The following is a 13,193-nucleotide window of genomic DNA, read 5'->3' on the forward strand; positions in this document are numbered from 1 at the left end:
CCGTAATCATTATTGTGCACAGTGTAAGGCACTGGCAGGAAAATAAGGTTGCTTTAATCCGGGTATAATGCCCGAATAAGAGAAAATTTTTCTCCCGGAGCGCCGAATGCTAGATAAAACTGACCGCACTTTGCTGGCGATACTGCAACAGGATTGCACGTTATCACTGCAGGCCTTGGCGGATGCGGTGAATCTCACTACCACGCCGTGCTGGAAACGCCTGAAAAAGCTGGAAGATGATGGCATTATTCGTGCGCGCGTGGCTTTGCTGGATGGGGAGAAGATGGGCCTTTCTCTCACCGCTTTCATGTTTGTTAAAACACAACAGCACAGCAGCGACTGGTTTCAGCAATTTGTTGCCGTGGTGCAGCAGATGCCTGAAGTGATGGCATTCTATCGCATGGCCGGAGAGTACGATTATCTGCTGCGCATCCAGGTGGCCGATATGAAAAGTTACGATGCATTTTATAAACGTCTGGTGAATGGCGTGCCAGGCCTGATTGATGTGACCTCCAGTTTCGCCATGGAAGAGATTAAATACACCACCGCGTTGCCGGTAGCGCCCTGAACGGGCACATAAAGAGAGCGTCTTGTGCGATTATTCAGCCAATTAAGTTGGTATTTCCTGCGCGAGTGGCGGCGATATCTGGGTGCCGTCAGCTTGCTGATTGTGATTGCGTTATTGCAACTGCTGCCGCCGCATGTGGTCGGCGTGATTGTTGATGGCGTGACGCAACACACTTTAAGCAGCGGCAAAATTTTCATGTGGATCGGCGTGATGCTGGTGACGGCAGTCATCGTCTATCTGCTGCGCTATGTCTGGCGCGTGCTGCTGTTCGGTGCGTCCTACCAGCTCGCGGTTGAATTACGCGAAGATTTCTATCGCCAGCTGAGTCGCCAGCATCCGGCGTTCTACTTGCGCCATCGCACTGGTGATTTGATTGCACGCGCCACCAATGATGTCGATCGCGTAGTGTTTGCCGCCGGTGAAGGCGTCCTGACGCTGGTGGATTCGCTGGTGATGGGCTTAGTGGTGCTGGTGGTGATGAGCGTGCAAATCAGCTGGGAATTGACGCTGCTGGCGTTGATCCCGATGCCGCTGATGGCGATTGCCATTCAGAAAGATGGTTCTCGTCTGCACCAGCGCTTCAAAGTGGCGCAGGCCGCCTTCTCCAGCCTGAACGACCAAACACAGGAGAGCCTCACCAGCATTCGCATGATCAAAGCCTTTGGCCTGGAGGATCATCAATCGCAACAGTTTGCTGACATTGCGCGCGACACCGGCAAGAAAAACCTGCATGTTGCGCGAGTTGATGCACGTTTCGATCCCATCATTTATATCGCCGTGGGTTTCTCTAACCTGCTGGCGATTGCGGGTGGTGGCTGGATGGTGTGGCACGGTAGTTTGACGCTGGGTCAGCTCACCAGCTTCGTGATGTATCTGGGACTGATGATTTGGCCGATGCTGGCGCTGGCGTGGATGATCAACATCGTTGAACGTGGGAGCGCAGCATGGAGCCGCATTCGCGCGCTGTTGGCGGAAGCGCCGGCGGTGGAGGATGGGCAGAAAGTCCTGCCCGCCGACGCTGGAGATTTACAGGTCGCTATTCGTGAATTCCATTATCCCGCCAACGCAGGCGCGGCGCTGAGCCATGTTAATTTTCAACTGAAACCGGGGCAAATGTTGGGGCTGTGCGGTCCAACCGGCTGTGGTAAAAGCACGCTGTTGAGTCTGATTCAACGTCATTTCGACATCGACCAGGGTGATATTCGCTACCATAACCTGCCGCTCACGCAGCTGCGACTTGATAGCTGGCGCAGTCGGCTGGCGGTGGTGAGCCAGACGCCATTTTTGTTCTCCGATACCGTGGCCAATAACCTGGCACTGGGGCGTCCGAATGCGTCTCAGGAAGAAATTGAGCGTGTGGCGCGCATGGCCTGTGTACACGATGACATTCTGCGTCTGCCGCAGGGATATGACACTGAAGTGGGTGAGCGCGGTGTGATGCTTTCTGGCGGTCAAAAACAGCGTATTGCCATTGCCCGCGCGCTGTTGCTGAATGCGGAAATCCTGATCCTCGACGATGCACTATCCGCGGTGGACGGTCGCACAGAGCATGAAATCCTGCACAACCTGCGGCAGTGGGGCAAAGGCCGCACATTGATCATCAGTGCGCATCGTTTATCGGCGTTGACCGAGGCCAGTGAAATTCTGGTGCTGCAACAAGGTGCGGTGACTCAGCGCGGCGATCATGACAGCCTGCTAGCGAAAGAGGGATGGTATCGCGATATGTACCGCTATCAGCAACTCGAAGCGGCGCTGGATGAAGATGAAATCGCAGAGGAGGCGAATCATGGCTAAATCGCAACGTTTGTGGCCAACCCTGAAACGCCTGCTGTCATACGGTAAACCCTGGCGAAAATCGTTGTGGCTGGCGGTTGGCATGCTGTGGATCGCGGCGGCGGCGGAAGTCACCGGCCCGGTGCTGGTGAGCTACTTCATTGATAATTTGGTGGCGAAACACCAAATGCCCTGGGGCATCGCCATCGGGCTGCTGGTGTGCTTTATTTTGCTGCAACTGCTGGCTGCGGGTTTGCACTATTTCCAGGCGCTGCTGTTTAATCGCGCGGCGATTGGTGTGGTGCAGCAGTTACGCGTGGACGTGATGAACGCAGCACTGCGTCAGCCGCTTAGCGCCTTTGATACCCAGCCGGTGGGGCAGATTATCTCGCGCGTCACCAATGATACTGAAGTGATTAAAGATCTCTACGTCACGGTGGTAGCCACCGTGCTGCGCAGTGCGGCACTGATTGGCGCAATGCTGGTGGCGATGTTCTCGCTCGACTGGCGCATGGCGCTGGTGGCGATTGTCATCTTCCCGCTGGTACTCACGGTGATGCTGATTTATCAGCGTTACAGCACGCCGATTGCACGTCGTGTGCGTAGCTATCTGGCGGATATCAATAATGGTTTCAATGAAGTGATCAACGGCATGAGCGTGATCCAGCAGTTTCGCCAGCAGGCGCGCTTTGGTGAACGCATGGGCGAGGCCAGCCGCTCACACTATCTGGCGCGCATGGAAACTCTGCGACTGGACGGTTTCTTGTTGCGTCCGCTGTTGAGTCTGTTTTCGGCGATGATCCTCTGTGGCCTGCTGATGCTGTTCAGCTTTGCCACGCCCGGGGTGTTTGAGGTCGGCGTGCTTTACGCCTTTATTACCTACCTGGGACGACTGAACGAACCCTTGATTGAGCTCACCACGCAACAATCGATGCTGCAACAGGCGGTGGTTTCCGGCGAGCGTATCTTCGAACTGATGGATGCCACTCAACAGGGATACGGCACGGATAACCTGCCGTTGGCCTCAGGGCGTATTACCTTGCACGATGTCAGTTTTGCCTACCGCGACAATCGGGATGTACTGAGCCATATCAGCCTCGAAGTGCCGGCGCGCGGTTTTGTGGCGCTGGTGGGGCATACAGGCAGTGGCAAAAGTACGCTGGCGAATTTACTGATGGGATATTACCCGGTGACACGCGGTAGCATCGAGCTGGATGGTCGCCCTTTACCGCAGCTGACGCATGAAGCGTTGCGGCAAAGCGTCGCGATGGTGCAGCAGGATCCGGTGGTGCTGGCGGATACCCTGTTAGCCAACGTGCGGCTGGGACGCGATATCCCGGAAGAGCAGGTGTGGCAGGCACTGGAAAAAGTGCAGCTCGCCCCGCTGGCACGATCGATGTCAGAGGGCATTCATACGCGGCTAGGTGAACAAGGCAACAATTTGTCGGTCGGGCAAAAACAGTTGCTGGCGCTGGCGCGAGTGCTGGTTTCGCTGCCACAGATTTTGATTCTTGACGAAGCGACCGCCAATATCGATTCCGGCACCGAGCAAGCGATTCAGCATGCGCTGCGTGCACTACGCCAGCACAGCACGCTGGTGGTGATTGCACACCGTCTTTCTACCATCACCGAAGCGGATCAGATTTTGGTATTGCACCGTGGTCAGGTTGCCGAGCGCGGCACGCATGCGCAGTTGCTGGCTCAACAGGGTCGTTACTGGCAGATGTATCAGCTGCAGCAGGCGGGTGATGAACTCGCGGCGAGCATCCCCGCACATGCAGAAGGGTGAATTGCACCTTTTTTGCGCAGATTTATCGGATTGTTCTGTATTGATGCACTCCTTTGAGGCTTGAAGCACCAAAGGAGTGCAATATTGCAACACCTTTCTTCTGCCCTATCCCCAAACTGAGCTACCCATCACATAACGAAGCGCGATACAGCGCGTCTATGCCGCTGACTTCTCCCCTTTTTTAATTTGTGGCACAGCGTTTGCTTATATCTCCTCGTGTCCGCGAGACTCACTCAATTTATTATCTGGAGGGGAACGTATGAAGCTGGTTACCGTGGTAATCAAACCATTTAAGCTGGAGGACGTGCGTGAAGCCTTATCCTCCATTGGCATTCAGGGACTGACTGTTACCGAAGTGAAGGGGTTTGGTCGCCAGAAAGGTCACGCAGAGCTTTACCGCGGTGCCGAGTACAGCGTGAACTTCCTGCCAAAAGTTAAAATTGATATCGCGATTGCGGACGATCAACTCGATGAAGTGGTGGATGTCATCAGCAAAGCCGCTTACACCGGCAAAATTGGCGACGGCAAAATCTTCGTCGCAGAACTGCAGCGCGTTATTCGTATTCGTACCGGCGAGACCGACGAAGCAGCACTGTAACTGGGGCTCTGAATTGTGATGGGATGGAAAGAAATGAATAAAATGATGACTAAGTTGGGCCTCACCAGCCTGGCACTGTTACCGTCTCTGGCCATGGCGGCAGCACCTGCCGTTGCGGACAAAGCGGATAACGCCTTTATGATGATCTGTACCGCTCTGGTACTGTTTATGACGATTCCGGGCATCGCCCTGTTTTACGGCGGTTTGATTCGCGGCAAAAACGTCCTGTCGATGCTGACCCAGGTTGCCGTGACCTTCGCATTAGTCTGCGTGCTGTGGGTGATTTACGGTTATTCACTGGCCTTCAGCGAGGGCAACGCCTTCTTCGGTAACTTCCAGTGGGCGATGCTGAAAAATATCGAGCTGAAAGCGGTGATGGGCAGCTTCTATCAGTATATTCACGTCGCGTTCCAGGCTTCCTTCGCCTGTATCACCGTGGGCCTGATTGTGGGCGCGATTGCTGAACGTATTCGCTTCTCAGCAGTACTGATTTTTGTGGTGGTCTGGTTGACGCTCTCTTATCTGCCAATCGCACACATGGTGTGGGCTGGCGGTCTGCTGGCGCAAGACGGCGCGCTGGACTTCGCTGGCGGTACCGTTGTTCATATCAACGCAGCCGTTGCGGGTCTGGTGGGTGCTTATCTGGTGGGCAAACGTGCTGGCTTCGGTAAAGAAGCGTTCAAGCCGCACAACCTGCCAATGGTCTTCACCGGTACTGCGATTCTGTATGTGGGCTGGTTCGGTTTCAACGCCGGTTCTGCTTCTTCAGCTAACGAAATCGCAGCATTGGCTTTCCTGAATACTGTTGTGGCGACTGCAGGTGCGGTGCTGTCATGGGTGTTCGGTGAGTGGGCAATGCGTGGCAAACCTTCTCTGCTGGGTGCGTGTTCTGGCTTTATCGCTGGTCTGGTTGCTATCACCCCGGCTTGTGGTTATGTCGGTGTCGGCGGCGCGCTGATTATCGGTCTGGCCGGTGGCCTGGCAGGTATCTGGGGTGTGACCACCCTGAAGAAATGGCTGCGTGTGGATGACCCGTGTGATGTGTTCGGTGTGCACGGCGTGTGCGGTATCCTGGGTTGTATTCTGACCGGTGTGTTCGCCTCCTCTTCACTGGGCGGCGTGGGCTACGCAGAAGGCGTGACCATGGGCCATCAGGTTTGGGTTCAGCTGTTCAGCTGCGGCGTGACCATTGTCTGGTCAGGTGTTGTCGCCTTCATCGGCTTCAAACTGGCGGATATGATCGTTGGCCTGCGTGTTCCAGAAGATCAGGAACGTGAAGGTCTGGATGTGAACAGCCACGGCGAGAACGCTTACAACCAGTAAGAAATGCGCGGTAGAAGAGCAGTGCGCTAAAATTATAAAAAGACGAGGGGGCGATAATATCGCCCCTTTTTTTATGCGTCGCGTTGGCGCATGACGCCTTCCTGAACGGTGGTTGCGACCAGTGTCCCATCCTGCGTGTAGAACTCCCCACGTACAAACCCACGTGCACCTGAAGCTGAGGTGCTCACCACGCTGTATAGCAACCACTCTGAGAGGTCGAACGGGCGGTGGAACCACATGGAGTGGTCAATCGTCGCCACCTGCATGTCAGGCTCTAAAAATCCTTTACCGTGCGGCTGTAGTGCCACAGGCAGGAAGTTGAGATCCGAGGCGTAACCCAGCAGGTATTGATGAATGCGGCGATCGTCCGGCAGCTTGCCGTTGGCACGAATCCACACCTGGCGCATCGGCTCATCAACACGGCCCTTGAGCGGGTTATGGATTTGCACCGGCCGGATATCCAGTGGACGTTCAGCGAGAAACTTTTCTTTGAGTTTGAGCGGCAAATGGGCCGCCAGTTTTTGTGCCAGGTCCTGCTCCGAGGGGAGATTGTCCGGGCCTGGCACCGACGGCATGCTGTTCTGGTGCTCAAATCCGCTTTCGGGTGCCTGGAATGAGGCTGTCATGTAGAAAATGGGGTGACCATTTTGCACCGCGCTGACACGACGCGCGCTGAAGCTTTTGCCATCGCGCAGGGTTTCGACATCGTAAATGATGGCTTTTTCGCTATCACCAGGACGCAGGAAGTAGCTGTGGAACGAGTGGATGATGCGCTCTTCCGGCACGGTTTGTTTTGCTGCGTATAACGCCTGACCGACGACCTGGCCGCCAAACACCTGGCGCAGGCCGAGATCTTCACTTTGGCCGCGAAACAGGCCTTCTTCGAGTTTTTCGAGATCGAGTAAATTAAGCAGGTTTTGCAGTGCCTGGCTCATAGCAGATTCCTCTGGGGGGCAATCGCGTCAGTGTGAAAGATCCGACCAGTTTCCGTCAATGATTTTGCCGTGATTTCAGCGAGCTGGCAGCGCTTTTGGGCGCAATCCGGTTTTTTGTGCCAGAATTAAGGGCATTCGGCGGTTGAAAAGCTACCCAACAATTTGTCCGCCGACAATCATAGTGTTCATAAGGAGACGACATCGATGAAACTCTGGCATGTTATTAGCGGTGTGACGCTGGCGGCAGCATTGGCTGGCTGTGCCGATCACAGTAAGCCGGTAGCCACCCCAACGCTGGGCTCCGCGGTTGCAGGACAGCAGGCCGCGATTACGCAGCCTAATGTTAGTGGTTCGGTGTACATTCGTCAGCGCATTGCGTTGCCGCCGGATGCGGTGCTGACCGTTACGCTGTCCGACGCTTCACTGGCCGATGCACCATCGAAAGTGCTGGCGCAGCATGTGGTGCGCACTGAAGGGAAGCAGGCGCCGTTCCAGTTTGTGCTGCCGTTTAACCCGGCCGATATTCAGCCGAATGCGCGGATTCTGTTGAGTGCGGCTATCGCTATTGATGGCAAACTGGCGTTCATTACCGATACTGTGAAGCCGGTGATCAATCAGGGCGGTACGAAAGCGGAACTGCTGTTGGTACCTGTGACCAATATGGCGATGCAGACCACGCCAGGCGCGGCGACAACGGTGCCGTCAACGTCGCCAACGCAGGTGGTGCCTTCTGCTTCGGTGCCTGCGCCGACGAGTATGTGAAAATCACTCGGTGCTAGTCTGGGCGCACTGCCTGGGAAGCATGTAAAAAACTGGGACGGGGGAGTGTGCGGGTAGGCAACACTGTTGCGTAAAGTCGCTGTCTCGTCCCTGATCGCTCGGCACACGCCATCCCTGGCGTGTGACGCTTTACTCCACAGTGTTGCCTACCCGCACCTCAGCATGGGTGTGTTGGGGCGAGTTGTTCCATGGAATTAGCGGACTGCCTCTGATTACTCGTCACTTTCATCTTTGGCGGGGATGCTTTACTCCACAGTGTTGCCTGCCCGCACCTCAGCAGGGGGGCGCTTAGTACTCCCAGCGATACTTCTCTAATTCAATCTCACCGGCATCACTGACTTCGATGCCTTCGGCTTCCAGCGCATCGCGCTGGCGGAAGAGATCATCGCCCTGCAGAGAAATGCGGCCATGGCGACTGATGACGCGGAACCACGGTAATTTGCTGCCCTCGGGTAAGCGACGTAATACGCCGCCGACTTGTCGGGCTGCGCGCGGTGAACCGGCAAGAAGGGCGATATCGCCGTAGGTGGTGACTTTGCCTCTGGGGATCGCGGCAATGATTTGCCAGACGCGCTCGGAGAAATTGCTTGTGTCATTCATACACGCACCGGATTCAGCGAATAAATGGCGACTTTAACATGCCGGGAGGGCGAGAATCAGGGTTTTACTGGCAAGCTGTTCAAGAAAACAACGGTCACCCGGCCTGCGCTTGCAATTGCCAGGGGGTTACTTGATAATGCCTGCGCTCTCGAAAGAGAGCTCGTCAATGGGGGCCCTGTTGGTTCTCCCGCAACGCTAACTTGTGAACTCGGTCAGGTCCGGAAGGAAGCAGCCGCAGCAGGCGACGCGTGTGCCGGGATGTAGCTGGCAGGGCCTCCACCATTTCTACTCCCCGAAAAAATCCTCAAGAAATCAGTACACAGCGAAACGCTGGCACTCCTTTGCCTGTGAATCATTCCCTGAAGGGAAAAGATGGCGTAACGAACAGCGGGTAAAAATAGTTAGCGGACGAACTTCCAGACAGAAACCGGTACTTTGTCGTAAAGCTTATTCATCGTCAGTTCAGCGAGACGATGATCGGCAGCAGAATAAAATACCGCGAGTTCGTTGTCAGATAATTCGTACTTGTTCTTTTCAATCACCCGTTCAAGGGTGTCAATTGAGCGACAACGACGCAGTCGCATCAAATAGTCTGTTTTGGTTAAGGCTTGATTGCTCATAAATAAACCGGTCTCACTCTGATGCTAAAAGGAATGGCTGGGTTGTTGGAGAAAAGCGCACTCTTCGGCAAACAGATTAAATAAGCGTCTTGCTGAACGTTGCCACCGTTGAAGATCCTGAGTATTGATTCCATAACTGCTAAACAGCATAAAGGTATCGTCAAGATATTCATCGATTTGCGTAATCAGCGCTTCATCTTCAACGTGCTTAATTTTGTAATTCATCGTGAAAGAAGCGATATGCTCAATCAAATCGTTGAGCTGTAAATTGCTTTCTGCAGTAGGGTCATTCACCCAGCCGTGATGGCTGTCAGTCAGTGTCGCCATACTTTCGTCAAACAGGTTCTCACACAGGAATTTAAGCTGGGCAATATCATGCCGTTTTGGTGAGTATTCGTCCATCTTTTTCCCCTCCAGAGCTTGCACAGTGACCGCAGCGCGGCGAGATTTGGAAAAGCTATCAGGAAGCGATCACGAATATTAAGAATTCAGCGACTCTTTAAATATAATCCACATTCATTAGCTTTGCTCACCTCGATTACCAAATATTACAATTCGTCAGCTGGCGAGGGGCGGGTATTGTCTATCACTGAAAACACCAGTGCGCCCGGTACTATCTGGAACAAAACCTCTTCATGCTGGGTAGATGTTTCATTTAAATCCAGGCAAGGATTAAATAAATCCCACTTAAAATCGTAAAGCATTTTAAATCGATTGTTATCGTGCGGTTGAATGGAAATAATCTTAAAACTGTCGGGAACTAATTGCGCGTTTTGAGAATACCACTGTAAATCACCTGCCAGGGCTTCGGCTATTTTGAGAATATTCCCCTGGATAATAGCCTGCAACTTCTCGCAATCGTCCTCATCCACAGCAATATCACAATGAATAATAGACTGCATTTCGCTTCCGGTAAAAAAGGAGGATGAATCTATCATTGGGGTTCTGGCCAAATATTGCAAGTTAACTCTGTGCAGAATACGTAATCGTTGCGATGGGATTTATCGCTCAATCGCTTCAGATCCAGTGATAGCCATAGAGTAAGCGCCAAATGGTTAACTTTTGAAACACTTTCTCTCGGGTATCGCGCGGGGAAAATCAGGTAGTATAATTGTTATGTTATAACGTTTTGGTCTCCCTCCATGAATCACAGTGGTTTACTCCTTTCACTTAGCGGCCGCCTGCTGGTCGCGCTGCTGCTTATCGCGTTCCTGGCGCTCGCTATCTATTGGGGAATGCAGAAATGATGCATTTCAAGCGCTTGCAGGGCGGCTATCAGGGACAAGCAGTGACGCCGATAGTTACCGGAGAACTGGCGGCAGGCAGCATGACGGCATTAATCGGCGCGAACGGCACCGGAAAATCCACGCTACTGAAAACCATCGCCGGTCTGTTGCCGCCGATTGCAGGGACTTGCGAATTAAAGATTTCGCCTAAGGCGCTTGGCTGGTTACCGCAGCGTAGTGAGCTAGAAACCCGTTTCCCGCTTACCGTTTATGAGCTGGTTGCGATGGGATGCTGGCCGCGCTGCGGCTGGTTTGGTGGCATCAATCGTGCGATGCGACAGGAGATCGATGCCGCACTGGATGCCGTGCAGATGCGTGATTTCGCCGATGCGCAGCCTTCAATGCTTTCCGGCGGCCAGTTGCAGCGGGTGCTGTTTGCGCGCCTGATGCTGCAGCAAAGTAAAGTCTGGCTGCTGGATGAACCCTTTAATGGCATCGATACGCAAACCGTCACGCTGTTGATGTCAATCCTTGAGCAGCAGCAGCAGGCGGGCACCACCTTATTAGTGGTGTTGCACGATCGCCCACTGGTCGCGCGTTACTTCAAAGATGTGTTGTCACTTGATGATGCTGACTCCGCTCAAACTCCACTGCTGCGCAGGGTGGCTTCGTGACATTGATTCAACCGTTTATCGAATTTGGTTTTATGCGCCGTGCATTAGTGGCTTGTGTGGCATTAGCGCTGAGCGCCACGCCGCTGGGTGTATTCCTTTCACTGCGTCGTATGAGTCTGGTGGGCGATGCGCTCTCCCACGCGGTGCTGCCTGGCGCGGCGATTGGCTATCTGGTTTCCGGCTTATCGCTGGTGGCGATGGGCATCGGCGGATTGATTGCGGGGTTAGCCGTTGCGCTGCTTTCTGGTGCCGTCAGTCGATACACCCCCTTAAAAGAGGACGCCAGTTTCTCTGGCTTTTATCTCGGCTCGCTGGCGCTGGGCGTGACGCTGGTGTCATTGCGCGGATCGAGCGTCGATCTGCTGCACGTGCTGTTCGGTTCACTGCTGGCCGTCGATAACGCGGCCATCCTGCTGGTGGGCGGCATCGCGGCTTTCACTTTGCTGATGCTGGCAGTGATTTTCCGTCCGCTGGTGATCGATGCGTTCGACCCGGATTTTCTGCGTGCGCAAGGCAAGTGGAGCGCGCCGATCGTCCACGGCATCTTCCTGATGTTGGTCGTGCTGAATCTGGTGGCGGGTTTTCAGGTGCTCGGCACGTTGATGTCGGTGGGATTGATGATGTTACCGGCGACCAGCGCGCGTTTCTGGAGTCGCCATCTCGCCTGCATGCTCGGCATCGCCATGCTGCTGGCGATGATCGCCGCGCTGGTAGGTTTAATTCTTTCCTGGCACTTCTCACTGCCAGCCGGACCGGCGGTGGTGCTGAGTGCGGCCGTACTGTTTTTGCTTTCTGTTTTAACAGGACCGTGTGGCGGCCTGTTGCGCCGTCGATAACTATACAATTAGGGGATACGAATGAAGAAGTTACCGTTGAGTCTGGCGATTGGCGCCATGTTGATTAGCCCACTGACCATGGCGAAAACCGTGGATGTGGTAGCGAGTTTCACCGTGCTGGCGGATATCGTTAAGCAAGTGGGCGGCGATCACGTTAACGTGAAGTCGCTGGTGCAGCCTAACGGCGATCCTCATACCTTCGAACCGACGCCACAGGATAGCCAGGCATTGGCTAAAGCCAATGTGGTATTTGTGAGTGGTTTGGGGATGGAAGGGTGGATGGATCGCCTGATCAGCGCCTCCGGTTATAAAGGCACGATTGTGGTCGCCTCCAACGGCGTCAACACACGCAAAATGGAAGAAGACGGCAAAACCGTGACTGACCCACACGCGTGGAATAGCATGCACAATGGCGTGATTTATGCCACCAACGTGATGAATGCGCTGATTAAAGCCGACCCGGAAGATGCGGCGGATATCCGCAAGAGCGGTGAAAGCTACATTCAGCAGTTGGAAAAACTGGATAGCTGGGCGAAAACAGAATTCGCTGCAGTGCCGAAGAGCAAACGTAAAGTGCTGACCAGCCATGATGCCTTTGGTTACTTTGGCCAGCGTTACGGTGTGAGTTTCCTTGCGCCAGTCGGTTTCTCCACGGAAGCCGAAGCCAGTGCCAGCGATGTGGCATCGATTATCAAGCAGCTGAAGGCTGAGCACATCAAGACTTACTTCATGGAGAATCAGACCGATCCGCGTTTGGTGAAACAGATTGCCAGCGAAACCGGCGCACAGCCAGGTGGTGAACTCTATCCTGAAGCGTTGTCCGAAGCGAACGGTCCTGCTGCGACTTATGTGGCTGCCTTCAAGCACAACGTCGATATCATGTTGCAGAGCATGAAGTAAAAAAAAGGCCGGGGAGCATCCCGGCCAATTATCACGACACTTTCCTACCTTTTCTTTTTTCTTCCCTGAACCGCCTTAAAGCGCGGATTCGTTTTGCAGATCACGTAAATGCGACCTTTACGACGCACGACTTTGCAATCCTTATGACGGGTCTTGGCAGACCGTAATGAACTTAAAACCTGCATGCGTTAACTCCTGATTAATTGCCGCGCGTCAGGAAGCTGCCGAAACGCTTGTTGAAGCGTGCGGCGCTGCCTTCTTTGGTGAGATCTTTTTGCTTGCCGGTGTAGTGGACGTGGGATTTAGACGAGACATCCAGCGTCACGTACGGCAGCACTTCACCTTCGAACTCAATGGTGCGTTCGGTTTTAATGGTGGAACCGATTTTGAAATACTCATCGACAGAGGTGTCATGGAACACCACGGGACGGTATTGCGGATGGATATTGGCTTTCATAGCTGCACTCTCATGTAATGTTATAATATAACAATAGTATGAACCTGCAGAGAATTGATTGCAACCGCGATCGCAGTAAGGGTATTGAATGGTCGGGTGAAGGGCGGTGTTCAG

At 53.9% G+C, this 13,193-nt stretch carries 16 protein-coding genes and 1 other RNA gene; 10 read left to right on the plus strand and 7 right to left on the minus strand.

Annotation, left to right across the window (positions count from 1 at the left end; translation table 11 throughout):
• Positions 1–106: 106 nt before the first annotated feature.
• From AC6I8L_RS04840 to amtB, 5 genes are all read left to right on the plus strand, one after another.
• Positions 107–568: an Lrp/AsnC family transcriptional regulator gene (locus AC6I8L_RS04840; RefSeq protein WP_034828126.1), complete on the plus strand. Its 462-nt coding sequence runs from the start codon at positions 107–109 to the stop codon at positions 566–568.
• A gap of 24 nt (positions 569–592) precedes the next feature.
• A complete protein-coding gene (locus AC6I8L_RS04845; protein WP_058962379.1) occupies positions 593–2,362 on the plus strand; it encodes a SmdA family multidrug ABC transporter permease/ATP-binding protein in 1,770 nt (589 codons plus the stop codon).
• The gene (locus AC6I8L_RS04850) at positions 2,355–4,130 is read left to right on the plus strand and encodes a SmdB family multidrug efflux ABC transporter permease/ATP-binding protein (RefSeq protein WP_058962378.1); all 1,776 of its coding nucleotides are present in this window, start codon (positions 2,355–2,357) and stop codon (positions 4,128–4,130) included. The genes AC6I8L_RS04845 and AC6I8L_RS04850 overlap by 8 nt, the downstream gene beginning before the upstream one ends.
• 259 nt (positions 4,131–4,389) lie before the next feature.
• Complete coding sequence (glnK, locus tag AC6I8L_RS04855; RefSeq protein ID WP_007886947.1) at positions 4,390–4,728, plus strand: P-II family nitrogen regulator; 339 nt, start codon at positions 4,390–4,392, stop codon at positions 4,726–4,728.
• 33 nt (positions 4,729–4,761) lie between these two features.
• Positions 4,762–6,051 carry an ammonium transporter AmtB gene (gene amtB / locus AC6I8L_RS04860; RefSeq protein WP_038648536.1) on the plus strand — a complete coding sequence of 430 codons (1,290 nt, stop codon included), beginning with the start codon at positions 4,762–4,764 and terminating at the stop codon, positions 6,049–6,051.
• Between the two features lie 71 nt (positions 6,052–6,122).
• Here the strand turns inward: amtB and tesB are convergent, their stop codons facing one another.
• Positions 6,123–6,986, minus strand: coding sequence for an acyl-CoA thioesterase II (gene tesB / locus AC6I8L_RS04865; protein ID WP_058962377.1), 864 nt, complete (start codon positions 6,984–6,986; stop codon positions 6,123–6,125).
• Positions 6,987–7,190: 204 nt separating this feature from the next.
• On the opposite strand from tesB, the gene AC6I8L_RS04870 reads away from it, so the two are divergent.
• Positions 7,191–7,748, plus strand: a complete 558-nt coding sequence (locus AC6I8L_RS04870; RefSeq protein ID WP_034828134.1) for a YbaY family lipoprotein — start codon at positions 7,191–7,193, stop codon at positions 7,746–7,748.
• 306 nt (positions 7,749–8,054) lie between these two features.
• Here the strand turns inward: AC6I8L_RS04870 and AC6I8L_RS04875 are convergent, their stop codons facing one another.
• Positions 8,055–8,366: an MGMT family protein gene (locus tag AC6I8L_RS04875; protein ID WP_058962376.1), complete on the minus strand. Its 312-nt coding sequence runs from the start codon at positions 8,364–8,366 to the stop codon at positions 8,055–8,057.
• Positions 8,367–8,542: 176 nt separating this feature from the next.
• Between AC6I8L_RS04875 and ffs the strand changes: the two genes are divergently transcribed.
• Positions 8,543–8,639, plus strand: an RNA gene (gene ffs, locus AC6I8L_RS04880) — signal recognition particle sRNA small type.
• Positions 8,640–8,767: 128 nt separating this feature from the next.
• Here ffs and hha read toward each other — a convergent pair.
• From hha to AC6I8L_RS04895, 3 genes are all read right to left on the minus strand, one after another.
• The gene (gene hha / locus AC6I8L_RS04885; RefSeq protein WP_034828137.1) at positions 8,768–8,986 is read right to left on the minus strand and encodes a hemolysin expression-modulating protein Hha; all 219 of its coding nucleotides are present in this window, start codon (positions 8,984–8,986) and stop codon (positions 8,768–8,770) included.
• A 24-nt stretch (positions 8,987–9,010) separates the two neighbouring features.
• The gene (tomB, locus tag AC6I8L_RS04890; RefSeq protein WP_034828139.1) at positions 9,011–9,388 is read right to left on the minus strand and encodes an Hha toxicity modulator TomB; all 378 of its coding nucleotides are present in this window, start codon (positions 9,386–9,388) and stop codon (positions 9,011–9,013) included.
• A 146-nt stretch (positions 9,389–9,534) separates the two neighbouring features.
• Positions 9,535–9,888, minus strand: a complete 354-nt coding sequence (locus AC6I8L_RS04895) for a hypothetical protein (RefSeq protein WP_034828141.1) — start codon at positions 9,886–9,888, stop codon at positions 9,535–9,537.
• Between the two features lie 341 nt (positions 9,889–10,229).
• Between AC6I8L_RS04895 and AC6I8L_RS04900 the strand changes: the two genes are divergently transcribed.
• The 3 genes from AC6I8L_RS04900 to AC6I8L_RS04910 are packed head-to-tail and all read left to right on the plus strand — an operon-like array spanning position 10,230 to position 12,622.
• The gene (locus AC6I8L_RS04900; protein ID WP_058962374.1) at positions 10,230–10,886 is read left to right on the plus strand and encodes a metal ABC transporter ATP-binding protein; all 657 of its coding nucleotides are present in this window, start codon (positions 10,230–10,232) and stop codon (positions 10,884–10,886) included.
• Positions 10,883–11,722 (plus strand): metal ABC transporter permease, encoded by an 840-nt coding sequence (locus AC6I8L_RS04905; protein WP_045816335.1) that lies wholly within the window; start codon positions 10,883–10,885, stop codon positions 11,720–11,722. Before AC6I8L_RS04900 ends, AC6I8L_RS04905 begins: the two co-directional genes overlap by 4 nt.
• A gap of 21 nt (positions 11,723–11,743) precedes the next feature.
• Positions 11,744–12,622 carry a metal ABC transporter substrate-binding protein gene (locus AC6I8L_RS04910; RefSeq protein WP_058962373.1) on the plus strand — a complete coding sequence of 293 codons (879 nt, stop codon included), beginning with the start codon at positions 11,744–11,746 and terminating at the stop codon, positions 12,620–12,622.
• 44 nt (positions 12,623–12,666) lie between these two features.
• Here AC6I8L_RS04910 and ykgO read toward each other — a convergent pair whose 3' ends face one another.
• Positions 12,667–12,807, minus strand: coding sequence for a type B 50S ribosomal protein L36 (ykgO, locus tag AC6I8L_RS04915; protein ID WP_008103894.1), 141 nt, complete (start codon positions 12,805–12,807; stop codon positions 12,667–12,669).
• Between the two features lie 14 nt (positions 12,808–12,821).
• Positions 12,822–13,079 carry a type B 50S ribosomal protein L31 gene (locus AC6I8L_RS04920; protein ID WP_038648520.1) on the minus strand — a complete coding sequence of 86 codons (258 nt, stop codon included), beginning with the start codon at positions 13,077–13,079 and terminating at the stop codon, positions 12,822–12,824.
• Positions 13,080–13,193: the final 114 nt, after the last annotated feature.

The sequence above is a fragment of the Type-E symbiont of Plautia stali genome, assembly GCF_059731115.1.

Excerpts from the sequence above, each read along its gene's own strand:
- AC6I8L_RS04840 (WP_034828126.1), top strand. The coding sequence starts at position 107 with ATGCTAGATAAAACTGACCGCACTTTGCTGGCGATACTGCAACAGGAT.
- AC6I8L_RS04850 (WP_058962378.1), top strand. The coding sequence starts at position 2,355 with ATGGCTAAATCGCAACGTTTGTGGCCAACCCTGAAACGCCTGCTGTCA.
- glnK (WP_007886947.1), top strand. The coding sequence starts at position 4,390 with ATGAAGCTGGTTACCGTGGTAATCAAACCATTTAAGCTGGAGGACGTG.
- amtB (WP_038648536.1), top strand. The coding sequence starts at position 4,762 with ATGAATAAAATGATGACTAAGTTGGGCCTCACCAGCCTGGCACTGTTA.
- tesB (WP_058962377.1), bottom strand. The coding sequence starts at position 6,986 with ATGAGCCAGGCACTGCAAAACCTGCTTAATTTACTCGATCTCGAAAAA.
- AC6I8L_RS04870 (WP_034828134.1), top strand. The coding sequence starts at position 7,191 with ATGAAACTCTGGCATGTTATTAGCGGTGTGACGCTGGCGGCAGCATTG.
- AC6I8L_RS04875 (WP_058962376.1), bottom strand. The coding sequence starts at position 8,366 with ATGAATGACACAAGCAATTTCTCCGAGCGCGTCTGGCAAATCATTGCC.
- hha (WP_034828137.1), bottom strand. The coding sequence starts at position 8,986 with ATGAGCAATCAAGCCTTAACCAAAACAGACTATTTGATGCGACTGCGT.
- tomB (WP_034828139.1), bottom strand. The coding sequence starts at position 9,388 with ATGGACGAATACTCACCAAAACGGCATGATATTGCCCAGCTTAAATTC.
- AC6I8L_RS04895 (WP_034828141.1), bottom strand. The coding sequence starts at position 9,888 with ATGCAGTCTATTATTCATTGTGATATTGCTGTGGATGAGGACGATTGC.
- AC6I8L_RS04900 (WP_058962374.1), top strand. The coding sequence starts at position 10,230 with ATGATGCATTTCAAGCGCTTGCAGGGCGGCTATCAGGGACAAGCAGTG.
- AC6I8L_RS04910 (WP_058962373.1), top strand. The coding sequence starts at position 11,744 with ATGAAGAAGTTACCGTTGAGTCTGGCGATTGGCGCCATGTTGATTAGC.
- ykgO (WP_008103894.1), bottom strand. The coding sequence starts at position 12,807 with ATGCAGGTTTTAAGTTCATTACGGTCTGCCAAGACCCGTCATAAGGAT.
- AC6I8L_RS04920 (WP_038648520.1), bottom strand. The coding sequence starts at position 13,079 with ATGAAAGCCAATATCCATCCGCAATACCGTCCCGTGGTGTTCCATGAC.